19 protein-coding genes are annotated in these 23,927 nt (G+C 59.6%); 4 read left to right on the top strand and 15 right to left on the bottom strand.

The annotated features are described in order from the left end of the window. Window positions 1-53: 53 nt before the first annotated feature. From guaA to ACYZTK_RS20575, 4 genes are all read right to left on the bottom strand, one after another. Window positions 54-1,631 (bottom strand): glutamine-hydrolyzing GMP synthase, encoded by a 1,578-nt coding sequence (gene guaA / locus ACYZTK_RS20590; protein WP_462011514.1) that lies wholly within the window; start codon window positions 1,629-1,631, stop codon window positions 54-56. A gap of 96 nt (window positions 1,632-1,727) precedes the next feature. After that, window positions 1,728-3,197, bottom strand: coding sequence for an IMP dehydrogenase (guaB, locus tag ACYZTK_RS20585; protein WP_462011513.1), 1,470 nt, complete (start codon window positions 3,195-3,197; stop codon window positions 1,728-1,730). Window positions 3,198-3,438: 241 nt separating this feature from the next. Continuing rightward, entirely contained in the window at window positions 3,439-3,987 is a 549-nt protein-coding gene (locus tag ACYZTK_RS20580) for a sugar ABC transporter ATPase (protein WP_462011512.1), read from the bottom strand. Window positions 3,988-4,172: 185 nt separating this feature from the next. Then, entirely contained in the window at window positions 4,173-4,940 is a 768-nt protein-coding gene (locus ACYZTK_RS20575) for a sulfite exporter TauE/SafE family protein (protein WP_462011511.1), read from the bottom strand. A gap of 100 nt (window positions 4,941-5,040) precedes the next feature. Between ACYZTK_RS20575 and ACYZTK_RS20570 the strand changes: the two genes are divergently transcribed. The 3 genes from ACYZTK_RS20570 to ACYZTK_RS20560 all read left to right on the top strand — a co-directional run bounded on the left by ACYZTK_RS20570 (window position 5,041) and on the right by ACYZTK_RS20560 (window position 8,259). Beyond that, window positions 5,041-5,937, top strand: coding sequence for a LysR family transcriptional regulator (locus ACYZTK_RS20570; protein WP_462011510.1), 897 nt, complete (start codon window positions 5,041-5,043; stop codon window positions 5,935-5,937). A 117-nt stretch (window positions 5,938-6,054) separates the two neighbouring features. Continuing rightward, window positions 6,055-7,434 (top strand): exodeoxyribonuclease VII large subunit, encoded by a 1,380-nt coding sequence (gene xseA / locus ACYZTK_RS20565; RefSeq protein ID WP_462014941.1) that lies wholly within the window; start codon window positions 6,055-6,057, stop codon window positions 7,432-7,434. Between the two features lie 3 nt (window positions 7,435-7,437). Further along, window positions 7,438-8,259 (top strand): peptidoglycan DD-metalloendopeptidase family protein, encoded by an 822-nt coding sequence (locus ACYZTK_RS20560; RefSeq protein WP_462011509.1) that lies wholly within the window; start codon window positions 7,438-7,440, stop codon window positions 8,257-8,259. A 17-nt stretch (window positions 8,260-8,276) separates the two neighbouring features. Here ACYZTK_RS20560 and ACYZTK_RS20555 read toward each other — a convergent pair whose 3' ends face one another. The 9 genes from ACYZTK_RS20555 to purL form a co-directional block, all read right to left on the bottom strand. After that, entirely contained in the window at window positions 8,277-8,615 is a 339-nt protein-coding gene (locus ACYZTK_RS20555; RefSeq protein WP_462011508.1) for a hypothetical protein, read from the bottom strand. Between the two features lie 123 nt (window positions 8,616-8,738). Then, complete coding sequence (locus ACYZTK_RS20550) at window positions 8,739-9,008, bottom strand: PAAR domain-containing protein (protein ID WP_462011507.1); 270 nt, start codon at window positions 9,006-9,008, stop codon at window positions 8,739-8,741. After that, on the bottom strand, window positions 9,005-10,681 hold the full coding sequence (locus tag ACYZTK_RS20545; RefSeq protein ID WP_462011506.1) for a type VI lipase adapter Tla3 domain-containing protein: 1,677 nt from the start codon (window positions 10,679-10,681) through the stop codon (window positions 9,005-9,007). Before ACYZTK_RS20545 ends, ACYZTK_RS20550 begins: the two co-directional genes overlap by 4 nt. Continuing rightward, window positions 10,678-12,708 carry a T6SS effector phospholipase Tle3 domain-containing protein gene (locus ACYZTK_RS20540; RefSeq protein ID WP_462011505.1) on the bottom strand — a complete coding sequence of 677 codons (2,031 nt, stop codon included), beginning with the start codon at window positions 12,706-12,708 and terminating at the stop codon, window positions 10,678-10,680. The genes ACYZTK_RS20545 and ACYZTK_RS20540 overlap by 4 nt, the downstream gene beginning before the upstream one ends. Next, the gene (locus ACYZTK_RS20535) at window positions 12,705-15,260 is read right to left on the bottom strand and encodes a type VI secretion system Vgr family protein (protein WP_462011504.1); all 2,556 of its coding nucleotides are present in this window, start codon (window positions 15,258-15,260) and stop codon (window positions 12,705-12,707) included. The genes ACYZTK_RS20540 and ACYZTK_RS20535 overlap by 4 nt, the downstream gene beginning before the upstream one ends. A 147-nt stretch (window positions 15,261-15,407) precedes the next feature. Further along, complete coding sequence (locus tag ACYZTK_RS20530) at window positions 15,408-15,695, bottom strand: HigA family addiction module antitoxin (RefSeq protein WP_462011503.1); 288 nt, start codon at window positions 15,693-15,695, stop codon at window positions 15,408-15,410. Window positions 15,696-15,709: 14 nt separating this feature from the next. After that, the gene (locus ACYZTK_RS20525; RefSeq protein ID WP_462011502.1) at window positions 15,710-15,988 is read right to left on the bottom strand and encodes a type II toxin-antitoxin system RelE/ParE family toxin; all 279 of its coding nucleotides are present in this window, start codon (window positions 15,986-15,988) and stop codon (window positions 15,710-15,712) included. A gap of 241 nt (window positions 15,989-16,229) precedes the next feature. Next, window positions 16,230-16,541 carry an NGG1p interacting factor NIF3 gene (locus ACYZTK_RS20520; protein WP_462011501.1) on the bottom strand — a complete coding sequence of 104 codons (312 nt, stop codon included), beginning with the start codon at window positions 16,539-16,541 and terminating at the stop codon, window positions 16,230-16,232. A 5-nt stretch (window positions 16,542-16,546) separates the two neighbouring features. Continuing rightward, window positions 16,547-20,443, bottom strand: coding sequence for a phosphoribosylformylglycinamidine synthase (gene purL / locus ACYZTK_RS20515; RefSeq protein WP_462011500.1), 3,897 nt, complete (start codon window positions 20,441-20,443; stop codon window positions 16,547-16,549). 274 nt (window positions 20,444-20,717) lie between these two features. Between purL and mltF the strand changes: the two genes are divergently transcribed. Further along, window positions 20,718-22,178, top strand: coding sequence for a membrane-bound lytic murein transglycosylase MltF (mltF, locus tag ACYZTK_RS20510; RefSeq protein WP_462011499.1), 1,461 nt, complete (start codon window positions 20,718-20,720; stop codon window positions 22,176-22,178). 126 nt (window positions 22,179-22,304) lie between these two features. Here mltF and pdxJ read toward each other — a convergent pair whose 3' ends face one another. Continuing rightward, window positions 22,305-23,048, bottom strand: a complete 744-nt coding sequence (pdxJ, locus tag ACYZTK_RS20505; protein WP_462011498.1) for a pyridoxine 5'-phosphate synthase — start codon at window positions 23,046-23,048, stop codon at window positions 22,305-22,307. Between the two features lie 49 nt (window positions 23,049-23,097). Then, on the bottom strand, window positions 23,098-23,781 hold the full coding sequence (recO, locus tag ACYZTK_RS20500) for a DNA repair protein RecO (protein ID WP_462011497.1): 684 nt from the start codon (window positions 23,779-23,781) through the stop codon (window positions 23,098-23,100). Between the last annotated feature and the right edge of the window lie 146 nt (window positions 23,782-23,927).

The following is a 23,927-nucleotide window of genomic DNA, read 5'->3' as shown; positions in this document are numbered from 1 at the left end:
AACTCGCGCTCACAGGGCCTTTCAGGTGCTACAGGAGATCAGTCAGACCGGGATCACTCCCACTCGATCGTCGCAGGCGGCTTGCTCGACACGTCGTATGTCACGCGAGAGATGCCTTCGATTTCGTTGATGATCCGGCCGCTCACGGTTTCCAGCAGTTCGTAAGGCAGGTGAGCCCAACGCGCGGTCATGAAGTCGATGGTTTCCACGGCACGCAGGGCCACGACCCAGGCGTAACGACGGCCATCGCCGACCACGCCAACCGATTTCACCGGCTGGAACACCACGAAAGCCTGGCTGACCTTGTGGTACCAGTCGGCCTTGCGCAGTTCTTCGATGAAGATGTGGTCGGCACGACGCAGCAGGTCGGCGTATTCCTTCTTCACTTCACCGAGGATCCGCACGCCCAGGCCCGGGCCCGGGAACGGGTGACGGTAGACCATGTCGTAGGGCAGGCCGAGTTCCAGGCCCAGGCGACGGACTTCGTCCTTGAACAGTTCGCGCAGCGGTTCAACCAGCTTCAGGTTCATCTCTTCCGGCAAGCCACCCACGTTGTGGTGCGACTTGATCACGTGAGCCTTGCCACTCTTGGCGCCAGCCGACTCGATGACGTCCGGGTAGATGGTGCCCTGGGCGAGGTACTTGATGTTGTCCAGCTCTTTGGACTGGGCATCAAATACGTCGATGAAGGTGCGACCGATGATCTTGCGCTTCTTCTCAGGGTCCGATTCGCCGGCCAGGTTGTCGAGGAACTGGTCCTCGGCGTTGGCGCGGATCACCTTGACGCCCATGTTCTCGGCGAACATGGCCATTACTTGCTCGCCTTCGTGCAGACGCAGCAGGCCGTTGTCGACGAACACGCAGGTCAACTGGTCGCCGATGGCCTTGTGCAGCAGCGCGGCAACTACCGAGGAGTCGACGCCGCCGGACAGGCCGAGCAGTACGTTGTCGGTGCCAACCTGGGCGCGAACCTGGGCGATGGCGTCTTCAGCGATCTTCGACGGAGTCCACAGCGCTTCACAGCCGCAGATGTCGAGGATGAAGCGCGACAGGATGCGACCGCCCTGCTTGGTGTGGGTCACTTCCGGGTGGAACTGCACGCCGTAGTAGCCGCGAGCGTCGTCGAACATGCCGGCAATCGGGCAGCTCGGGGTGCTGGCCAGGATGTGGAACTCCTGGGGCATCTTGGTGACCTTGTCACCGTGGCTCATCCAGACGTCGAGGCCGAACAGGCCGTCGGCGTCGATGTGATCTTCGATGCCGTCCAGCAGGCGGCTCTTGCCGACCACGTCGACACGGGCGTAACCGAACTCACGCAGCTCGGAACCTTCAACTTTGCCACCCAGCTGTTCAGCCATGGTCTGCATGCCGTAGCAGATGCCGAAGACCGGCACGCCCAGGTCGAACACCGCCTGCGGGCAGCGCGGGCTGTTGGCTTCGTGCACGGACTCGGGGCCGCCGGCGAGAATGACGCCTTTTGGTGCGAATTCGCGAATCGCGTCTTCATCCATGTCGAACGGATGCAGTTCGCAGTACACGCCGATTTCGCGCACGCGGCGGGCAATCAGCTGGGTGTACTGGGAACCGAAATCGAGGATCAGGATGCGGTGAGCGTGAATGTCGAGGGCCATGGGGTCAGTCTCGTCTATGCAATTCGGGTGAAGAAAATCAGAAACAACTCGGGGCTGAATAAAACAGCCCCGGTGCTTAACTTTTTACTGGAAGGCTCAACCTACGCGGTAGTTTGGCGCTTCCTTGGTGATCTGCACGTCGTGTACGTGAGACTCGGCCATGCCAGCGCCGGTGATCCGCACGAACTCGGGCTTGGTGCGCATTTCTTCAATGTCGGCGCTGCCGGTGTAGCCCATCGAGGAACGCAGGCCGCCCATCAGCTGGTGGATGATCGCGCTCAGGGTACCCTTGTACGGAACACGCCCTTCGATGCCTTCCGGAACGAGTTTCTCGGCGCCTGCCGAGGAATCCTGGAAGTAACGATCGGAGGAGCCTTGCGCCTGGGACATGGCGCCCAGCGAACCCATGCCGCGGTAAGCCTTGTACGAGCGACCTTGGAACAGTTCGATCTCGCCTGGCGCTTCTTCAGTACCGGCGAACATCGAGCCCATCATCACGCAGGAAGCACCGGCCACGATGGCCTTGGACAGGTCACCGGAGAACCGGATGCCGCCGTCGGCGATCAACGGAACGCCAGTACCTTCAAGGGCAGCGGCAACGTTGGCGATGGCGCTGATTTGCGGGACGCCAACACCGGCGACGATACGCGTGGTGCAGATCGAGCCAGGGCCGATGCCGACCTTGACTGCGTCGGCGCCCGCTTCGGCCAAAGCCTTGGCGGCAGCGCCGGTGGCAATGTTGCCGCCGATCACCTGCACTTCAGGGAAGTTCTGCTTGACCCAACGAACGCGGTCGATCACGCCTTTGGAGTGACCGTGGGCAGTGTCGACCACCACCACGTCAACGCCGGCATTGACCAGGGCCGCAACGCGGTCGCCGGTATCTTTACCGGTACCGACTGCAGCGCCAACACGCAGACGACCTTGATCGTCCTTGCTGGCCAGCGGGTAGGCCTTGGCTTTTTCGATGTCGTTGACGGTCATCATGCCTTTGAGGGCAAACTTGTCGTCGACGATCAGTACGCGTTCAATGCGGTGCTTGTGCAACAGCTCGCGGGCGTCATCCTTGTCGGCGCCTTCCTTGACCGTGACCAGGCGCTCTTTAGGCGTCATCACTTCACGGACAGTGGCTTCCATACGATTTTCGAAACGCACGTCACGGGAGGTGACGATGCCGACCAGGTCGCCATCGTGCAGCACCGGAACGCCGGAGATGTTGTGCTGGCGGGTCAGTTCGAACAGTTCACGCACCGTGGCGTCAGCCTCGATGGTGATCGGATCCTTGACCACGCCGGCTTCGTAACGCTTGACCTTGCGCACTTCGGCAGCTTGCTGCTCGATGGTCATGTTCTTGTGGATAATACCGATGCCACCTTCCTGAGCCATGGCAATTGCCAATCGGGCTTCAGTGACGGTGTCCATGGCGGCAGAAACCAGAGGAATATTCAGCTCGATGCCACGGGTTAGGCGGGTCTTGAGACTGACTTCGTTAGGAAGCACCTCGGAATAACCGGGCACTAGGAGAATGTCGTCGAATGTCAGAGCTTCTTGGCTGATACGCAGCATCGCGGGGGCTCCCGAGCGGGAAAATGGAAGCGCGCCATTATAGTCAGACACCCCCTCGGGTTCAATGTAAAACTCTGTCTATTATCGGTATTGCTGATATACGGGGTTCGTTGCATGGCACGCGGCTTTTGTAGGAGCTGCCGAAGGCTGCGATCTTTTGATCTTCAACTATTTCGCAATCGCCGAAAATCAAGATCAAGAGATCGCAGCCTTCGGCAGCTCCTACAGTGTCCATCGGTGCTTACAGCTCGACCTTGACCCAACTGACCGGCTGATCCAGCCAGTCGGCAAACTCGTCGATAAAGCTCTGCTTGAACCCCGCCTCTGCCCAGTTATTGAAGATGAACCCCAGGTTGGAAAACCCGCATTCCTGGAGGAACAGGAAGCCGTTAATGTCATCTTCGTGCCCGCATTCCGGGCAAGTGAAGTTATCGGTGCGCCCGGGCATCCAGTCTTCCAGGCTTTCGAACAGCGCTTCGCCGACTTCCTTGCGGCACTCGGCGCAGCCGGCTTCTTCGAGAAATCCTTTGGCCGGGGTGTAGATGCACCGCTTGGTGACAATCTCCAGGCCATTGACCGCCTCGCCGAATGGCAGTGCTTCGGGATGCAGCACCACTGCGCGGGCGCCATCAGCCAGCGCATAAGCCATGCGATTGCCAGTGCGCCCGCATGTGGTGAGTTCTTCCTTGATGATGTTCTTGCGCACCAGCCACCGCACGATCGCCCGCGCCCTGGGTTCGTGCACCGGCAGTGTGGAGATTTTCGGGACGAGGATGCTTTGAGAGTTCATGGTGAAAGCCTGCTGCGTCAATTAGATGCTTCTGCGGTGTACCGACAGGCGTCTTCGCGGGCAAGCCCGCTCCCACAGTGATCGAGGAGAACATGATTTTCATGTACACCCTCAACCCTTGTGGGAGCGGGCTTGCCCGCGAAGGCGTCCGAGCAGCCGGCAGCTTAATCCCTGACACTCTGCGGTCAAGTACTCAAATACCGCCCGATCAAGGCAATCCCGCTGGCCAGCACCAACCAGGTCACCAGCCGCACGAACGCCTCGCGGGACAAGCGCAGGGTCAACCGCCGGCCAATCCACAACCCCAGCGCCATCGCGGGCAAAAGACACAGCGCCAGTACCAACAAGGGTAGCTCGGCATACACACCTGCGACGGCAAACAGGCTCAAACGCACCACCGTGCTGCAACTGATCAGCGCGCTCTGGGTCGCCCGGGCCGGGTCCTTGGGCAGCCGGCTATTCAAATAGATCGCGTATAAAAAACCGCCACTGCCAAACAATGCCCCGAACATCCCGCCCACGGTACCCATCGGCACCGCCCAGCCAGCCGACAGCTGCGTCGGCCGGGTTTTGACCCACAGGCTGTAAATCGCATAGGCCGTGATAAACAACCCCATCAACAACAGCAGCAGATCGGATTTCAGGTTCAACAGAAATATTACCCCCAGACTGCAGCCCACAGCCATGCAGGGCAACAGCCTGAACAACTCGGATTTGTCCACGTCACGCCGCGACGGCAGCAAGTTGCCAAAGGCTGCGACGAAATCCAGCAGCACCAGCAGCGGCACGATCTTCGACAGCGGCATGAACAGAATCAGGATCGGCCCGGCCACCAGGGCAGTGCCGAAGCCAGCAATGCCAAACACGATGTATGCCAGGGTGATGCCCAACCCGATCACCAGCCAGTCCGTCGCGCCGAAAGGCCACTGGTACAGCCACTCAAGCAGAATCATTGTTTCGCCTTTATTCAATACCTGAGATGACTTTAGCCATCGCCGAGGGTTGCGACTAATATCTTCAAGGTCACCAACCTATCTCAAAAAGGCATGCCTTGTGCTTTCAACCCGGCAATTGCGTTACTTCGTGGAAATCGCCGAGTGCGGCAGCTTCAGCGCCGCCGCAGAACGACTGTTCGTGGCGCAGTCAGCCCTGAGTCGGCAGATCAAGGACATGGAAAGCCGCCTGCAAACCGCCTTGTTCGAACGCACCGCGCGCCAGCCTAAATTGACGGCAGCGGGCGAAGCCTTCCTGCCCCGGGCGCGCAACCTGCTGCTTGAGCTGACCAGGGCCAGCGATATGGCAACCCAGGTGGGTAATGGCGAGCTGGGCAATTTGCGCCTGAGCCATTCCAGTACGGTGCCCATGAGCGGTCGCCTGTTGCGCGCCATCGGCGAATATCTGCAACTGCATGCTGGCGTGTCGATGGACATCACCCAACTGTCCTCCGAAGCTCAACTGGAAGCGCTGGCCGAGGGTCAACTGGATGTCGGTCTGCTGCGCCTGCCGGTGCTGCGTCAGCGTGAGGGGGTGCAAGTCGTTCCCGTTTATAGCGAGCGATTATTACTGGCGGTTCCGCCGAATCATCCGCTGGCTGTGGGTAAGTCCGATCAAGGTATCGATCTGGCACGGTTGAAGGACGAAGCCTTTATTTCCATCCCTCATCCGCAGCGTGGCGGGCTGAGCTATCTGTCCGCCGAATTGTGCATGCGCCAGGGTTTCTTTCCCAAAGCCGCGCGGGTGGTGTCGCGCAAGACCACACAATTGCAACTGATCCAGGCCGGATTCGGTATCGCCTTGCTGCCGGAATCAATGCAGGATATTGCCTCGCCCGACATCCATTTCCTGCCGCTGGCGGATCCGGATTGCCAGAGCACGGTGGCGCTGGCGTATCGGCAGAACCCCACCCCGCTGGTCCAACAATTCATCCAGCGTTTCACGCACCCTCTGTAGGAGCTGCCGCAGGCTGCGATCTTTTGATCTTGAAATCAAAGTCAAAAGATCGCAGCCTGCGGCAGCTCCTACGGGTGACCGTGCATTGCGCAGGAGAATGCCTTTATCATGCACCCCATGATTAAAGATCCCTTTGCAAGACTCGGCCTGGACCGTGAAGTCCTGACTGTCAGCCAGCTCAACGGCCGCGCGCGGGTGTTGCTCGAAGACGTGTTCAGCAATATCTGGGTCGAAGGCGAAATCTCCAACCTCGCGCGCCCGGCGTCCGGCCATGTCTATTTCACCCTCAAGGACAGCGGCGCCCAGGTGCGTTGCGCGCTGTTTCGGCAGAACGCCGCACGGGTTCGCCAGGCGCTGAAAGATGGCCTGGCGGTCAAGGTACGCGGCAAGGTCTCACTGTTCGAAGGCCGCGGTGACTACCAGCTGATCCTCGACACCGTGGAGCCATCCGGTGATGGCGCCCTGCGCCTGGCCTTCGACGCGCTGAAGGAAAAACTCAGCGCCGAGGGCCTGTTCAGTGCCGAGCGCAAGGTGCCGCTGCCGGCGCACCCGCAACGCATCGGCATCATCAGTTCGCCGACCGGCGCGGTGATTCGCGACATCATCAGTGTGTTCCGCCGCCGTGCCCCGCAGGTCCAGCTGACGCTGATCCCCACCGCCGTGCAAGGTCGCGAAGCCACTGCGCAGATTGTGCGAGCGCTGAAACTGGCAGATGCCCGTGGCTTCGATGCCTTGATCCTGGCCCGGGGCGGCGGCTCGCTGGAAGACCTCTGGTGCTTCAACGAAGAGGCCGTGGCTCGTGCCGTGGACGCCTGCGTCACGCCGATCGTCAGCGCAGTCGGTCACGAGACCGATGTGTCGATCAGCGACTTCGTCGCCGACGTTCGCGCACCGACGCCTTCAGCTGCCGCCGAACTGCTGGCCCCGGACTCCAGCGACCTGGTGCGGCGGGTCGAAAGCCTGCATCGGCGCCTGGTAATGCGTATCCGCGATCGCCTGATGCGTGATCGCCTGCGCCTGGAAGGCATGTCCCGCCGCCTGCGCCATCCCGGTGAACGCCTGCGCCAGCAGGCCCAGCGCCTGGACGATCTGGACATGCGCATGCGCCGCGCCTTCGAGCGCAGCCTGAATACCCGTCGCGAACGTTTGATCCGCCTGGAAACCCGCCTCGCCGGCCAGCATCCCGGCCGACAACTGGCGATGCTGCGCCAGCGCCTCGACAGCCTGGCCGAGCGCCTGCCCCGAGCCATGCGCGAAGGTCTCAAGGACCGGCGCATGCAGCTGCAAAGCCAGATGCAGACGCTGCACGTGGTCAGCCCATTGGCGACCCTCGGCCGCGGCTACAGCATTCTGCTGGATGAACGCGGCAACGCGATCCGCAACGCTGCCCAGACCCACACCGGCCAACGCCTCAAAGCCAGACTCGGCGAAGGCGAGTTGCAAGTCCGGGTCGAAGACAACCACCTGACGCCCGTCACCCTTTCTTTACTGGATTGATCCATGCCGCGTTTTCTTGCCCCGCTGTTGCTGCTATGCCTGACCTTCAACGCCCACGCCGACAGCTACATCACCCGCCAGCTCAACAAACCGGTGCCGGGCGGCGTGGCAGTGGTGGACCTGGGCGCATCCGCGCAAGCACCGAAAGCCAGTTACCAGGGCAAACCGGTACTGGTGGTCAAGGAACAGAACAACTGGCTGGCCATCGTCGGCGTGCCGCTGACGGTCAAGCCGGGCAACCAGCAAGTCAGCAGCGGCGGGCGCAACCTGGCGTTCACCGTTGGCAGCAAGAAATACCCGGAACAACACATCACCCTGAAAAACACCCAGCAGGTCAATCCGAACCCGGCCAACCTCAAGCGCATCGAGGGCGAACTGGCCGAACAGATCCAGGCCTACCGCAGCTTCAGCCCCAATACACCGAGCAATCTGTTGCTGGACAAACCGGTCAACGGCCCCCTCTCCAGCAAATTCGGCGTGCGCCGCTTCTTCAACGGCGAAGAACGCAACGCCCACTCCGGCCTGGACTTCGCCGTACCTGCCGGCACCCCGATCAAAACCCCCGCCGCCGGCAAGGTGATCCTGATCGGTAACTACTTCTTCAACGGCAAAACCGTATTCGTCGACCACGGCCAGGGCTTCATCAGCATGTTCTGCCACATGTCGAAGATCGACGTGACCGTCGGCCAGCAAATGCCCCGCGGCGGCGTCGTCGGCAAAGTCGGCGCCACCGGCCGCGCCACCGGCCCGCACATGCACTGGAATGTGAGCTTGAATGATGCGCGGGTGGATCCGGCGATTTTTATTGGGGCGTTTCAGCCTTGAGTATATGGCGCGAATTATTAGTGCCAGACGCGGATCCAGCCAAAAATAAAGTTAGCGAACAGGAGGGTGGCGACGCTGGCGCCGTAAACATAAATGATAAATTCGATATTTACTCGTCCCGTATACTTCCAAGGCCGGACCCAAAGCGCGTAAACGATTAATAACAGAATGGCGAATACTTCCATTACCAAAAACCAGGTGGAACCTATATCCATACCCAGGGCCACTGCCAGACTGGTGTTCCTGATGGGGACATATAAAAAAAACACGAGCCAAATTAATGGCAACCATGTACCTATCGCAACGAAGACAGCCAATACTCGCTGACCCACGGTCCTGCTTTTGTTGTTATTCATATTCCTGTCCTTGAAAATTATTGTTTTAGTGAGTAGAAAACCGACATTCGTACATCGATACAACGGTCAAATTTCATCGTCTAGACTGGTAAGCTATGTAACTTGTGACGCGCCCCCTCCTCTTCAACTTACCCGCACGTTCAACGCATTAGTCGCCACACCGTGACAACCGCAGGCCAAGCAATGACCTTCCAGCACCACGGGAATGCCATTCATGCGCCTGCGTGGATGGCCTTCTACGAAAGCGAAAACGCCCAGATGGAATGGGCAGGTGGCCTTGTCACCTAAAACTGCGGGTGTCTTGCCATTGAGCCGATGAGTGTTCGAAAGCTGGCAGGACACGACGATGCCACCGCTGCTGGTCGGATCGCCAAGGCAGATGGGATGAGTCATGGTCTTGGTCCCGGCATGCGGAAGACGAAGGGGTCGACGCCGTGGGTTTGCTGGTTTTTCGCTTTGCGGGCTACGTCCGGCGGGCGGATCATTTGTACGGTGACGCTATCGTCGTCGCCGGTGTAAACCACGGCACTGACGCCGCCGTCTTTATAGCTGGCGATGGTGGCCAGGTTGATTTCTACCAGGGCGCTGCTGACGCCGGTGTTACCCAGCCGGCGGCCGATATCGTAGCCCTCTTCGACGTTGCCCAACTCAAGTCCATGCCCATCGGTGTTTAGACCGTGCAGCGCGATGGTGAGGGCGATTTCGCCTTTGGTGTTGCCGGTGCTGTCGTAGAACACCCGAACTGGCTTGTCGCCTTCTGGCAGGGTTTCCAGAGCCTGTAGCCAGCCGGCTTGGAGGGCTTTCGCCTGGAGTGCGGGCTTGAGTAGTTTGCCGTTTTCGTCACGCATCGGGACTTTGATCGGGCGGTGCAGGTAGCCAAGGACTGGAGCCTTGTCGAACTCTTTGACTTGATGATTCGCCCAGCGTACCGGCAACCATCGGGAAGGCTCGAAGTAGCCGGGGCCTTGGTTGCTGAGGGTTTTCCAGAGATTGGGGAGTTGGGACTGCCAATAAGCCGCAGACATGGTGCCTGGACCGTAATGGGTCTTTATTCCCTTCGAACGCTGAACATCTTTATACCAATCAGTAAATGCATCGTCCCGATTCCAATAAAACGCCCACAGCTTGCCCATGTCAGTGTTTTTGTTGTGATTTTCTTCTGATTCTTGCGTCGCAAATGGACGGATGTAACGGTCCACCCGGTCAGAACGCGTTACCAGGAGACCTGCCACACTTGTATACACCGTTGGTACGACTTGCACCTGTTGTAATCCTGGTGTGCCGGCTGTTCGATAACCGTCGCGAGTAATATCACCGTCCTCACTCACCAGCAGCGCTTGCGGTACGGTAGGATTTTCATCGAAAAATCTGAATAACCGATCAATCATACTTTGAGCGTGGGTTGTATTGTCCGCGTCCTGCCACAGAAAAAGTGTGACCCCCAAAGTCGCTGCGTTTCGCCCATCCAGGATATTTGCCGCAGCCCCCACGTCTTCAGGCTGTTTGGGCGGAGCTATGGCAAAAACCGGTATTGGCCAATACGCGACAGACTCGCTGGCGGAATATTTAAACGCAGCGCGAGTAGCGATCTCACTGGTGTTTGATCTGGACGTTAACGAAGCCCTGTAGTCGCTGGGATTTCTAGAGTAAATGGAGGCAAAGTTATCGGCCTTCTCTCTAATTTTTCGCCACACGGATGATTGATGCCAACCCTGGACCGCCAGCCCTACTCCTCTTATTTCCAGCGAATACGTGCGTTTCTGAGTCGCACTTCGCTCTGCAATGTCAGACATCACTTTCGATTTATAGGCCACAAGTTCAGCCTCTTCATAGGCTACCGTTTTGCCCCACCAGTGAGCGCTGTAGGCCAAGACCAGCACTCCAAGAATACTTGCAACCCCCCATCGCATTACGGATTCCATATCTATCAGCTCCCTGTTATCGGCATGCGCTTTATAAATGAAGATCAGCAAAAAGCTTGCCCATACACCCAGTAGTATTCCCGCTGACCATAGGTAGCCCTTCAGTCTCGGTCGTTGTGTTACATCGTTTGATCGATCCCTCATTGGTCATCTCCTTGCTTCGACATAGCGGAAACCAGAGTCGGCGGGGCTAACGACACCAAGTCGTCGGAAGGAAATTTTCCCTTGTCGTAATACTTGTAACTAGCGTCAACTATTGCTTGAGTATCAGCACCAAGTCGCGACCACCCCTTCATCCTTGAAATTTTATCGAATCGCTTTTTTGTAACTTTCCAATCCGCAATCGCCACCAACACCTCCCGCATATCAGGATCATCCAGACACTTCGCCTGCCCGATCGCGATATCCATGGCAGTCACCCACCGATGATTCTCCGGGCTGCGCAACACCGCCGAGTGATAGCTGTTTTCACTCCACTCTTTGGTATCAACTTCCATGCGCGCACGAATTTCATTTGGCGTTTCCTCGCGTTCGTAACGGTAGTGATTTGGGGTACCGAGTAGCGCGATCCCGGACACTACGGTTCGTTGAAAGGCCTGTGTCTGATCGTCGGGCTCCCTGCCCTTGTTCCAGCGCTCGCGCACGACTTCCACATCAAGCGGATCCGGCAGGTTCTGCACGAATTTCCATTTGAACGCTGCGCTGGGATTGCCCAAGGCGGCGTTTTGCGAGACGGCATCGGGACGGTCCATACCGGACTTGTGGGTGGATCCGGTCAGCGCTTCGCCACCGAACATCTGCGGTGCGTGAGGTGGGTGCAATTGCTCGGCATTGATGTTGCGCTCCTGACCTTCCTCGATCGGTGCACGCGAAACAACGGCTGTGGCTGACCAACCGCCTGGATAGCGCGGTTCGCCCTTGGCTCGCATGCATTCCTGTTGCGCAGCTTTGCCGACCATAACCGGCTGGTCGTCTCGCAGGCGCTTGGTCCACAAGCGCTGGTAAAAACCCATGGACTGCAAGGCATTCATGGCCGGCGCGCCATCGGGTAGCTCGTCCGGCACGCCGTATGTGCCGATGCCTTGCACGTCATCCAGGGCCACGGTGGTGTCGTCCGGGCAGAAATACAGATAGACCTTGCCGCGATTGTCGCGCTCGGGAAATACCACGGTTTTACCGTCGGCACCTAAACGCTGGCCCTGCTCAGGGGACCAACACGGACCAGAGCGGCCACCGTATCCCCGCACGCCACAGCGCAGGGCATCAAGGGACGGTTGCGCGTGAGGTGCCTGGGTGATCTGTTGCACGATATCGATCAGGACTTGAAGCGTGTTTGAGTTTTTTGGCGTGGCGCCCGGCAACACTGAGTAAGGCGAGTCCACCATGATTACGCAGTCAGCGCAGCGCTCTCCCCGATCCATCAGCATGGCTTGCGCGAGCAAGGTGATCAGCGTGCCCTGGCTGTGGCCCATGATGGTGATGGTTTCATCGGGAGAGACGCGGCGAATTTCACTGACCAGCATCGCCAGACGGGCCGCCGCCAACACAAAGTATCGACGATGCGGCCCCTTGCCCATGTACTGAGAGTTGGGCAGTCCCAGTTGCGCTAAATGGCGCACCTGGGCGGCAAACCCAGCCGCGTACATCTCCTGCAAATTATTGGTGGCATTGGCGAAAAAACCACCGCCCTTGGCGAAGTGGCGGTCCAGGCGATTATGAAATTTGTCCTGGAACTGATTCCGAAGTCTGGCCGGATCACCCCTTTCGTCCCGCTTTATTTCCGCCGGCTCGGCCCGGTATCCCCAGTAAAAAGGGATCATCAAACTACGCGTCCTGGGGTTCGTCGTGTCGCGCTGGTAGAGGTAGGTATCGGGATCATCCAGCACGGTTCTGTGCTCATCTTCGAGCTGCTCGCGCGGCATGGCTTGCGCTTGACTGTAATCAGCCCCATACCGCCCCGCCCTGAGATCCGGCCGATCCAGCCGCTCATTCACCCCCTGACACAATCCGGTTTCGACCGACTCGTAAGACGCTCCCGGGTCGTTGACCCCGTGCAGGAAAATCACCACGCCAGGCAGATCTGCGGGCACTTCCAACTTGCGCTCGGTGGTGCAGTTGGGGATCAACCGAAAGGAAGCCTGCGCTACCGTGTGAACATTTGAGTCGGTCATTTGCTCTCTCCACCGGAGTCAGTTTCGCGAGTTGCCTTCACATCGCCGCGATGCATCACCTCCCGCTCTACCCGCTCGGTCAAACCCGCGGCATCTGTCAGCCCCTGCAACACGCTGCCATCCCCCACTTCGATCTGGTACGCATGGTCAGCCGCCATTAGCGAGCTGTTGCCAGCGTGACCCGGGAAGTGAAACGCCAGGCGCTGCGCTGCCGGATCACGGGTGAAGGAAGGGATGGAAACGCTGTCGGTTTTTGGCCCGAGCCAGTCGTGGTCACTGGCGTGCACCAGGACTTTGTCGTTCGTGCCCATTTCAATGCCGCCACCGATCCTGATGTAGCTGCCGTCATCGGCTACCAGGCGGATGGTCGGCGCGGAAATGACCACTTCGCCTTCAGTTGCCGACAGCCGCATGTTCTTCCGCGCGTTCAGCGTGATGTCATCCTCCTGCGCCTGTACGAGCACCTTGCCGCGGTTGGCGATGGCGCTGATGCCGGCATCCTGGGCAAATGCGCTGATGCCTTTCCCGGCGTTCAGGTGCATGGCCGCGCCGCTGGTCAAATGCAGGTGATCCTGGGCGGTGGTGTCGTGATTTTCGCCGGCGTAGTGCACTTGGGAACGAGGGGTTGCGCTGGTGATGCCCGCTTCGGCCGCGAGGGCAAACACGGGATCGCCCGCGCTGTTGCTTTCGGGGGCAGGCCATTGATTCAATGCCTGGCGCAGCGCGTCGATGCCCTGGCTATCGATCTGTTGACTGCCACGGGACGCGGCGGTCTGGCCGAGTGACTGGAACAACTCGCCACACTCGGCCAGCAGTTTCAGCAGCTCCTCACGGTCCAACTGTGAGCCCTGTGCATCCTGGCGGGCGTAGGTAGTCAACAACATGCCTTGTGCCGCTCGCAGGGCAATGGCGGCGTCGGTACGAAGCTCGGCGCCATCGCCACGGGGCTGAGCCCTGCCGTCGGTTCTGGGCGTGGTGAGTTTGCCGAGGTTCAGCGCGGTGGCGTGCTGGGTCGTGCCCATGCGGGCGCGCAACGCGCCGGGGGTGTCGTCAAACAGCAGTTCGTTGAAGCCGTTGCCTTTGTGTTCCTGGGTCTTGATGCCCGATAGCGTTCGGTTGCCCGGTAAACCTGCGGCGTTGGTGAAGCGCGGGGGGCGATGATCGCCGTTGTACAGAACCGAAGTGATCAGGGGACGGTCAATGTCGCCTCCCAGAAAGGTCACCAGCACTTCCTGGCCGATGCGCGGCAAGAACTGATGACCAAAACCGGCACCGGCACTGGGCATCGCGACCCGGAGCCAGGTGGTGCATTGCGCCGGGTCCTGGCTGCGTTGCCAGTGGAAACGCACCTGCACCCGTGCCTGCTCATCGGTGAAGACTTCCTCGCCTTCGGGACCGATGACGATGGCGGTGAGCGGGCCGGGGATCGTCGGACAGGGAGTGCTGATCGGGGCGCGATAGGCGATCTTGTGGCGAATGCAGACGAAGCGATTGAGGTAATGCGCAGGTTGCCCGGACAAATAATTGTTGCTGGCGCTGTGTTCGATTTTCAGCAGCAAGAAATGTCGGTCAGCGGCGAGATCACATTCGTGGTCGAAATGCCCGGTCAGTTCAAAGGTGTAGCCGGGCAGCATGGCTCGACAGTTGCTGGCGCCGTGAAAGGTTTTGGCTTGCACTTCCAGGGCTTCGAGTCGATGCCGGACCAGTGTCTCGCCACCCTCAAGCATAGGGTGACTGTAGTGACCGGGGAAATCATAGATTTCATAGGCCGGGACATCCCCCTGTTGGTTGAGGCTGGGCATGCTGACCGGGAGTGGGTTGCGCGGCTGCCGATAGTCGAATGTCTGGATGGCCATGCGGCCGGACTGCAGGACCCGGTTGCTGCTCCATTGCGTAATTGAGTCGGCGGTCTCGGTCACCGAAGCACTGTGATAACGAATCTGCGGTTGCTGCTCGAGCGCCTCCAGGTGACGGGACTGGTCAGTGATGATCAGCTGATGCCCTTCTTTCGAGTGTTCGAAGTAGAAGAACCAACCCTCGCGCTCTATCAAGCGCAAGACGAAATCCTTATCACTCTGGCGGTATTGAGTGATGTAGCTGTGGGACTTGAGCGGGTGCTGCAGGCGAATCGCGAAGTTGGCCAGCGCGCCATAAGCCGCAAAAACCTGGCGGATCACGTCCTCAATTGTTTGCTCTTGAAATATCCGCGAATCAAAACGTCGCGAGAGCATCCACAGCCAGGGGCTCAATGTTGCGCAGTAATGCGCCAGCCCCCCGTCACTGTGTTGCAGGCTAAAACGGCTTATATAGCCATGAATGTAACGAGAGCCACCGCTCGCCAATTCGATGTCCAGCAATGCGGGCTGGCCGATGAGGGTCTTGAGCGGAAGTTGCGCATCCTGACTGATCAGTGCCAATTCGAAACCGAACAGCGTGGACAATCCTTCACTGCCCGAATAACGATCCAACAGCAATTCTTGCGCGCCGTCAGTAGCCGTCGTGAATTTGATCAGACGACGATTCTGCGGCGAAAATATTTTTGTTAGTTCCATTAACAAGTTTCCTGCGACCTGGATTTTGGGTGCTTGGATTGTTGTATTTCCTCGGAAACACAAGCACACAAATTAGGACGCTAATCGAAACAGGTTGTATGTAGGACGCTTCCTTTTTTACATGGGGAAAAGGGAATTAATGAAGATTCAGTCGACGCGAGCAAACCGCTCGATCACCGGCTGCTCGCGGTTTTCCGCCTGCCACAAATCGTAGCTGCTCTGCATCGCCAGCCAGGTTCGCGCCTTGCTGATGCCGGCTCGCTCCAAACGCACGGCCAGATCGGGACTGATCGGCGCGTGTCCATGCAATATTCTGGAAAACGTTTCCCGGGCGTAGCCGAGACGTCGGGCCATTTCAGTAATGGTGATCCCCAGTCCGGGAACCACGTCCTCAAGCAAGATTTCGCCGGGATGAGGAGGATTATGCATACCCATTCAGGTGCCTCTACTCAGTGGTAATCAAGATAATCAACAAGCTCGACGTGGTCGTCGAACATGCGAAAAATGACGCGCCAGTTGCCACTTATGCTGACGGACCAATAGTCAGTCAGATCTCCTTTCAGGCTATGAAACCGCCAACCTGGAAGGTCCAACTCACTTGAGTGACGGGCGTTGTCCAAGATGAGGAGAAGTCGACGTAAGCGCTTGGCATGATTCGCATTGATGCCTCTGGTTGAACCAGTCTCATAGAAAGCCTTGAGGCCTTTATGTTTCCAGCTAACAATCATGGGAGGATTGTGACGTGATACATCACACTCTGCAATGGCTGAGTGAAGGATTTTTGTTCGCGTTTCATGGCTTCAGTCGCTCAGGTATTCAAACCAAAGAAACTAGAGATACGGGTTCCGAGCGACAACCCTAAAAGCCTGTAGGAACGCTCCGAAGCAGACGTCATCCCCTGGATTCCAGACAACAAAAAACCCGCCGACCAAACTGGCCCAGCGGGTTTCGTGTTTCAGCGACAAGAGATCAATAATCCTCCAGCCGCCACACCTCGTAAGCCGGTGTCTCATACGGATGACTGAGCTTCAACGCGGCCACCACGGCCACGATCAACTCATCCGCCACAACCAGCTCGACCTTCCATTCCTCGACCTGCTCGACCCGACCAGCCTCGCCAATGAACGGCTGGCTGCCATCCAGTGGACGGAACTGGCCTTGGCCCAGCACCTGCCACGCGCAGTGATCGTAAGCACCGATTCGGCCGCCACCGGCAGCAAATACAGCGCTCTTGACCCCATCGACATGGCTGGCCGGAACGAAAAAGGCGAGCTTGAACATGCCGCTTAGTTCACCCAAACACGGGCGTTGCGGAACATGCGCATCCACGGTGCGTCTTCGTTCCAGTCTTCCGACCGCCACGAGTTCTGCACAGCGCGGAATACGCGCTCCGGGTGCGGCATCATGATGGTCACGCGACCGTCACGGCTGGTCAGCCCGGTGATACCGCGCGGCGAACCGTTCGGGTTGGCCGGGTATTTCTCGGTGACCTTGCCGTGGTTGTCGACGAAACGCATCGCCACGCAACCCGACAGATCAGCTTCCAGCAACGCTTCTTCGCTGGCGAACTCGGCATGCCCTTCACCGTGTGCGATGGCGATTGGCATGCGCGAACCGGCCATGCCCTGCAGGAAGATCGAGTTCGATTCCTGGACCTGCACCATCGCCACGCGCGCTTCGAATTGCTCGGAACGGTTGCGCACGAAGTGCGGCCAGAACTCGCTGCCCGGGATCAGCTCGTGCAGGTTGGACATCATCTGGCAACCGTTGCACACACCGAGGGTGAAGCTGTCGTTACGTTCGAAGAAGCCCTGGAACGCATCGCGAGCACGGCTGTTGAACAGCGCGGACTTGGCCCAGCCTTCGCCGGCACCCAGTACGTCGCCGTAGGAGAAACCACCGCAAGCGACCATGCCCTTGAAGTCGTTCAGGTCGACACGGCCAGCCAGAATGTCGCTCATGTGCACGTCGATCGCGTTGAAACCGGCGCGGTCAAACGCGGCCGCCATTTCCACCTGACCGTTGACGCCCTGCTCACGCAGTACGGCAACCTGTGGCCGGATGTTTTTCTTGATGTAAGGCGCGGCAACGTCCTGGTTGACGTCGTAGCTCAGCTTGACGCTCAGGCCCGGGTTGTCTTCTTCCAGCAGCACGTCGAACTCTTGCTCGGCGCAGTCGGCGTTATCACGCAGACGCTGGATCTGGTAGCTGGTCTCGGACCACTGGCGTTGCAACAGACGACGCTGACCTTCGAACACAGTTTCGCCGTTGAAGGTGATGTTGATCTGGCCGTTGTTCATCGGCTGACCGACCACCGAAACGCAGTCACCCAGACCGGCCGCGCTGAACTGCGCGAGGATATCCGGGGTGGCGTCCTGGCGAACCTGGATCACCGCGCCCAGTTCTTCGTTGAACAGGATCGCGGCTATGTCGGCGGAAGTTTCCGCCAGGCCGTCGAGGTTCAGGCTCAGGCCGCAATGACCGGCGAAAGCCATTTCCACCACGCTGGTCAGCAAACCACCGTCGGAACGGTCGTGGTAAGCCAGCAGATGACCATCGGCGTTGAGGCCCTGGATCACCGCAAAGAAGGCTTTGAGGTCTTCGGCGTCATCAACGTCTGGCGCTTGCGAGCCGAGCTTGCCGTGAACCTGAGCCAGGATCGAGGCGCCCATGCGGTTCTGGCCGCGGCCCAGGTCGATCAGGATCAGGTCGGTGGTGCCCTTGTCCATGCGCAGTACCGGGGTCATGGTCTGACGGATGTCAGCCACTGGCGCGAAACCGGTCACGATCAGCGACATCGGCGAAGTCACGGTCTTGTCGACGCCTTCGTCGGTCCAGCGAGTGGCCATGGACATGGAGTCCTTGCCCACCGGAATGGTGATGCCCAGGTCCGGGCACAATTCCATGCCGACCGCTTTCACGGTGTCGTACAGACGCGCGTCTTCACCCGGGTGGCCGGCTGCGGACATCCAGTTCGCCGACAGCTTGATGTCGGAAATCTTGTTGATGCGCGACGCGGCAATGTTGGTCAGGGTTTCGCCGATGGCCATGCGCCCGGACGCCGGAGCGTCGAGCAGCGCCAGCGGAGTGCGCTCGCCCATGGCCATGGCTTCACCGGTGTAGACGTCGAAGCTGGTGGCGGTGACGGCAACGTCAGCCACTGGAACCTGCCACGGGCCGACCATCTGGTCACGGGCCACGAGGCCGGTGATGGTGCGGTCGCCGATGGTGATCAGGAAGCTCTTGCTGGCAACGGCCGGGTGGTGCAGGACGCGCTCGACGCAATCGGCAATTTCCAGCGTCGACGGATCGAAGTCATCGCCCAGTTCGCTTTCACGAACTGCGGAACGGTGCATGCGTGGGGCTTTGCCCAGCAGCACTTCGAGTGGCATGTCCACCGGGTTGTTGCCGAAGTGGCTGTCGGTAACGGTCAGCTGTGGCTCGGCAGTGGCTTCACCGACCACGGCAAACGGGCAACGCTCGCGTTCGCAGATCGCCTGGAAGCGTTCGAAGTCGGCCGGGCCGACTGCCAGAACGTAGCGTTCCTGAGATTCGTTACTCCAGATTTCGTGCGGGGCCATGCCCGGCTCGTCGTTCGGAATGTTGCGCAATTCGAAGCGGCCACCGCGGTCGCCGTCGTTGACCAACTCCGGGAAGGCGTTGGACAGACCGCCTGCGCCAACGTCGTGGATGAAGCTGATCGGGTTTTTGTCACCCAGTTGCCAGCAACGGTCGATGACTTCCTGGCAGCGACGTTCCATTTCCGGGTTTTCGCGCTGAACGGAGGCGAAGTCCAGGTCCGCCGAACTGGTGCCGGTGGCCATGGAGGAAGCCGCGCCGCCGCCCAGGCCGATGAGCATGGCCGGGCCGCCGAGGACGATCAGCTTAGAGCCGACGGTGATTTCAGCTTTTTGTACGTGTTCGGCACGGATGTTACCCATGCCGCCGGCCAGCATGATCGGCTTGTGGTAACCACGAACTTCGTCGCCACGCGGGGTGGTGATCGATTGCTCGAAGGTACGGAAATAACCGGTCAGGGCTGGACGGCCGAATTCGTTGTTGAACGCGGCGCCACCCAGTGGGCCTTCAATCATGATGTCGAGGGCGGTAACGATGCGCTCAGGCTTGCCATATGGCACTTCCCACGGCTGTTCGAAGCCCGGGATCTGCAGGTTGGACACGGTGAAACCGGTCAGGCCCGCCTTCGGCTTGGCGCCGCGACCGGTTGCGCCTTCGTCACGAATCTCACCACCGCTACCGGTGGCTGCGCCCGGGAACGGGGCAATCGCGGTCGGGTGGTTGTGGGTCTCGACCTTCATCAGGATGTGCACCGGTTCCTGCACCGCGCCGTACTGGCGGGTTTCCGGGTCCGGGAAGAAGCGACCGGCGACGTTACCGACGATCACCGAAGCGTTGTCCTTATAAGCCGACAGAACGCCTTCGCTGTGCATCACGTAGGTGTTCTTGATCATGCCGAACAGGCTTTTTTCCTGGCTCTGGCCGTCGATGTCCCAACTGGCGTTGAAGATCTTGTGACGGCAGTGCTCGGAGTTCGCCTGGGCGAACATCATCAGTTCGATGTCGTGCGGATTACGCTTGAGGCCGACGAAGGCGTTGACCAGATAGTCGATCTCGTCTTCGGCCAGGGCCAGGCCCAGCTCGGTGTTGGCTTTTTCCAGCGCGGCGCGGCCGCCACCCAGCACATCGATCGCGGTCAGCGGCTTCGGCTCGGCGTGGCTGAACATCCCGGCAGCCTGCTCCAGGTTGGCCAGGACGATCTGAGTCATACGATCGTGCAAGGCGTCCGAGATCAGCTGGGCTTCGGCTTCGCTGAACTGTCCGGCCACATAGAAGGCGATACCGCGCTCAAGGCGCTGGATCTTGCCCAGGCCGCAGTTGCGCGCGATGTCGGTGGCTTTGCTGGACCATGGCGAAATGGTGCCGAAACGAGGCAACACCAGGAACAGACGACCGGTCGGCTCCTGGACTGGAACACTTGGGCCGTACTTCAGAAGGCGCGCGAGCACCTGCTGTTCGTCGCCGGTCAGGACGCCGGTAACTTCGGCGAAGTGAGCGAATTCAGCATACAAGCCGCTGACAGCCGGGACGCATCGGCGAAGTTGCTCAAGGAGTTTGCTGTGGCGAAAGGCAGAAAGGGCAGGAGCGCCGCGCAGGATCAACATCTTCGGGACAGCCTCGGGAAGGGGTGTGCTTTGAGGCCGTGCATTCTAGCCTAATCCGCCCGCGACATCACCCGAAACGGTGTGCACGGCCGCACCCGAACGTCGGGCCGGAGTTTCAGACGGTTAATAGAGGTCCATCAGGGGATATTTTTTCCATCAAAAAATGTCCTGAACCCCCATTCCTGCGGGTTATACGCGGTTTTTCGCCCCTCTAGCAGACTGGCCCTTTGCTGTCGAGATATGGCGCTCGTGGTCCTTTGCGTATACTGCGCAGATGTTTTCCCCAACGGCTTTGCGTCCGCGGTACGCCAAATGGCTAATCGCAACCGGACTCTTCCTGATGCTCAGTGGCTGTGTTGATAAACCCAACACACTGGAGCGTGTAAAGGAGGATGGCGTGCTGCGGGTGGTTACCCGAAACAGCCCCGCCACCTACTTCCAGGATCGCAGCGGTGAAACCGGCTTCGAATACGAGCTGGTGAAACGTTTCGCCGACGATCTGGGGGTTGAGCTGAAGATCGAAACCGCCGACAACCTCGACGACCTGTTCAACCAGGTGGGCAAGCCCAACGGCCCCGTGCTGGCGGCTGCCGGACTGGTCAGCAGCGAGCAGCGCAAGAAGCAGGTGCGGTTTTCCCACTCCTATCTCGAAGTCACCCCGCAGATCATCTACCGCAATGGCCAGTCACGGCCAACCGACGCGGGGAACCTGGTGGGCAAGAAGATCATGGTGCTCAAGGGCAGCACCCACGCCGAGCAACTGGCGGAGCTGAAAAAGAAATATCCCGGCATTGAATACGAAGAGTCCGACGCGGTTGAAGTCGTCGATCTGTTGCGCATGGTCGATGAAGGCCAGATTGACCTGACCCTGGTCGACTCCAACGAAGTGGCGATGAACCAGGTGTATTTCACCAACATTCGGGTCGCCTTCGACCTGGGTGATGCCAGCAACCAGAGCTGGGCCGTGGCAGCAGGCGAAGACAACAGCCTGCTCAACGAGATCAACGACTACCTCGACAAGGTCAAGAAGAACGGCACCCTGCAACGGCTGAAAGACCGCTATTACGGGCACGTCGACGTCCTCGGCTACATGGGCGCCACGACCTTCGCCCAGCACTTGCAGCAACGCCTGCCCAAGTACGAACAGCACTTCAAGGCCTATGCCAAGAAGGAGAAAGTCGACTGGCGCTTGCTGGCCGCGGTCGGTTACCAGGAATCCCTGTGGCAAGCAGCGGTAACGTCCAAGACCGGCGTTCGTGGCCTGATGATGCTGACCCAAAACACCGCGCAGGCGATGGGCGTGTCCAACCGCCTGGACCCCAAGCAGAGCATCATGGGCGGCGCCAAATACCTGGCTTACATGAAAGAGCAGCTCGATGAGTCGATTCAGGAACCGGATCGCACCTGGTTTGCCCTGGCGGCCTACAACGTCGGCAGCGGCCACCTCGATGACGCGCGCAAGCTGACGGCCAAGGAAGGGCTGAATCCGGACAAGTGGCTGGACGTGAAGAAAATCCTCCCGCGCCTGTCGCAGAAACAGTGGTACAGCAAGACTCGGTACGGCTATGCCCGGGGCGGTGAGCCGGTGCATTTCGTGGCGAACATTCGCCGGTATTACGACATCCTGACCTGGGTCACACAGCCGCAGCTTGAGGGTGATCAGGTGGCTGAAGGTAACCTGCATGTACCCGGGATCGACAAGACCAAGCCAAGCCAGGAATCGCCACAACTTTAACAGCACAACCTAGATCCAATGTGGGAGCGGGCTTGCTCGCGAAAGCGGTGTTTCAGCCAACATTGATGTCGACTGAAACACCGCTTTCGCGAGCAAGCCCGCTCCCACATGAGTTTTGTGTTCGGTTTAGACTTTCGCAGCAGCCAGAATCAACGCCTTCATCTCCGCCACCGCAGACTTGAACCCGACAAACAACGCATGCGCCACCAACGCATGGCCAATGTTCAGCTCGTTGATGCCCTTGATCGCCGCCACTGCCTCGACGTTGTGATAGTGCAGGCCATGGCCGGCATTGACGATCAGCCCTTGGGCCAACCCGAATGCCACACCATCAGCCACGCGCTTGAGCTCTTCCGCCACGTCCGTCGGCGTCTCGGCATCGGCATAACGCCCGGTGTGCAGCTCGATAGCCGGCGCACCCACTCGGCGCGAGGCTTCGATCTGGCGCTCGTCCGCATCGATAAACAACGACACTTCACAGCCGATTTTCGCCAGGCGATCCACCGCCGCCTTGATCCGCGCTTCCTGCCCTGCTACGTCCAGGCCGCCCTCGGTGGTCAGCTCCTGGCGGGTTTCCGGGACCAGACAGATGTGTGCCGGCCGAATACGCTCGGCGAACAGCATCATCTCCTCGGTGACACCCATTTCGAAGTTCATGCGGGTCTGCAGCACATCCTTGAGCACCAGCACGTCGCGCTCCTGAATGTGACGGCGGTCTTCGCGCAGGTGCACGGTGATGCCATCGGCGCCCGCCTCTTCCGCGTCCAGTGCGGCCTTGACCGGATCCGGGTAGCGAGTGCCACGGGCCTGACGCAGAGTGGCGACGTGGTCGATGTTCACGCCGAGAAGAATGCGATTGCTGGTGGTCACGGAAGCGCTCCTGAAGAGGGGAAAGTTCGGTGCACAGCATACGGGGTGATCAGGGCTTGCGAAATAGCTCGCGACTGACCAGGGGACGACCACCCAGATGAACCGCCAATGCCTGGCGCATCAGGCGCTTGGCCGCAGACAGGGCGCCAGGTGCCGACCAGTCGGCTTCGGCCATGGCCAGCAGTTCAGTGCCGTTGAACAGGCCGGGCTGCAGCAGGTAGACCCGCTCCAGCCCCGCATCCACCTGCAGGCGGTAGAGACCGTCCGCCGCCACGGGATCGCCGTGGATATCGATGCTCAGCGCGAAGCCGTAGCCCAGGTCATCCAGCAAGCGCCATTCGAAAGAACGCAGCAACGGCTCCAGAGGGCGGCCTTCGGCCAAGGCAAGCAAGGTCGCCGCATAGTGATCGAACACCCCCGGCAGCGGATCTTCTGCGGGCAGCAGGCGAATCAGCAATTCATTGAGGTAGAGGCCACTGAACAGTGCTTCGCCATTGAGCCAGGTGGAAACACCTGCCGCCTCCATGCGCCCCACGTTCTTTAGCTCACCGCGGCCGCGAAACTCGACTTCCAGGGGCACAAAGGGCCTGGCCAAGGTCCCCGCCTTGCCCCGCGCACTGCGCAACACCGCCCGCAGCCGACCTTGCGGCGTGAGGAAGTCGACCAATGCACTGCTCTCGCGGTAGGCGCGGGAGTGGAGTACGAAGGCGGGTTGGGGGATGGGCTGGGACATGGAGCTCTCAATGGCGAAACGCAATTTCACAAACAACCACAAACCAATGTGGGAGCGGGCTTGCTCGCGAAAGCGGTGTGACAGTCAACATCAATGCTGAATGTTACATCGTCTTCGCGAGCAAGCCCGCTCCCACAGGGGTGACT

It is taken from the genome of Pseudomonas sp. LB3P31 (assembly GCF_054897945.1).
Note: the sequence above shows the minus strand (reverse complement) of the source record. Positions and strands in the feature narration are given on the sequence as shown.

Bases quoted from the DNA above. Each gene is read 5' to 3' on its own strand.
- guaA (WP_462011514.1), bottom strand. From the start codon at position 1,631: ATGGCCCTCGACATTCACGCTCACCGCATCCTGATCCTCGATTTCGGT.
- guaB (WP_462011513.1), bottom strand. From the start codon at position 3,197: ATGCTGCGTATCAGCCAAGAAGCTCTGACATTCGACGACATTCTCCTA.
- ACYZTK_RS20580 (WP_462011512.1), bottom strand. From the start codon at position 3,987: ATGAACTCTCAAAGCATCCTCGTCCCGAAAATCTCCACACTGCCGGTG.
- ACYZTK_RS20575 (WP_462011511.1), bottom strand. From the start codon at position 4,940: ATGATTCTGCTTGAGTGGCTGTACCAGTGGCCTTTCGGCGCGACGGAC.
- xseA (WP_462014941.1), top strand. From the start codon at position 6,055: ATGATTAAAGATCCCTTTGCAAGACTCGGCCTGGACCGTGAAGTCCTG.
- ACYZTK_RS20560 (WP_462011509.1), top strand. From the start codon at position 7,438: ATGCCGCGTTTTCTTGCCCCGCTGTTGCTGCTATGCCTGACCTTCAAC.
- ACYZTK_RS20555 (WP_462011508.1), bottom strand. From the start codon at position 8,615: ATGAATAACAACAAAAGCAGGACCGTGGGTCAGCGAGTATTGGCTGTC.
- ACYZTK_RS20550 (WP_462011507.1), bottom strand. From the start codon at position 9,008: ATGACTCATCCCATCTGCCTTGGCGATCCGACCAGCAGCGGTGGCATC.
- ACYZTK_RS20545 (WP_462011506.1), bottom strand. From the start codon at position 10,681: ATGAGGGATCGATCAAACGATGTAACACAACGACCGAGACTGAAGGGC.
- ACYZTK_RS20540 (WP_462011505.1), bottom strand. From the start codon at position 12,708: ATGACCGACTCAAATGTTCACACGGTAGCGCAGGCTTCCTTTCGGTTG.
- ACYZTK_RS20535 (WP_462011504.1), bottom strand. From the start codon at position 15,260: ATGGAACTAACAAAAATATTTTCGCCGCAGAATCGTCGTCTGATCAAA.
- ACYZTK_RS20530 (WP_462011503.1), bottom strand. From the start codon at position 15,695: ATGGGTATGCATAATCCTCCTCATCCCGGCGAAATCTTGCTTGAGGAC.
- ACYZTK_RS20525 (WP_462011502.1), bottom strand. From the start codon at position 15,988: ATGATTGTTAGCTGGAAACATAAAGGCCTCAAGGCTTTCTATGAGACT.
- ACYZTK_RS20520 (WP_462011501.1), bottom strand. From the start codon at position 16,541: ATGTTCAAGCTCGCCTTTTTCGTTCCGGCCAGCCATGTCGATGGGGTC.
- purL (WP_462011500.1), bottom strand. From the start codon at position 20,443: ATGTTGATCCTGCGCGGCGCTCCTGCCCTTTCTGCCTTTCGCCACAGC.
- mltF (WP_462011499.1), top strand. From the start codon at position 20,718: ATGTTTTCCCCAACGGCTTTGCGTCCGCGGTACGCCAAATGGCTAATC.
- recO (WP_462011497.1), bottom strand. From the start codon at position 23,781: ATGTCCCAGCCCATCCCCCAACCCGCCTTCGTACTCCACTCCCGCGCC.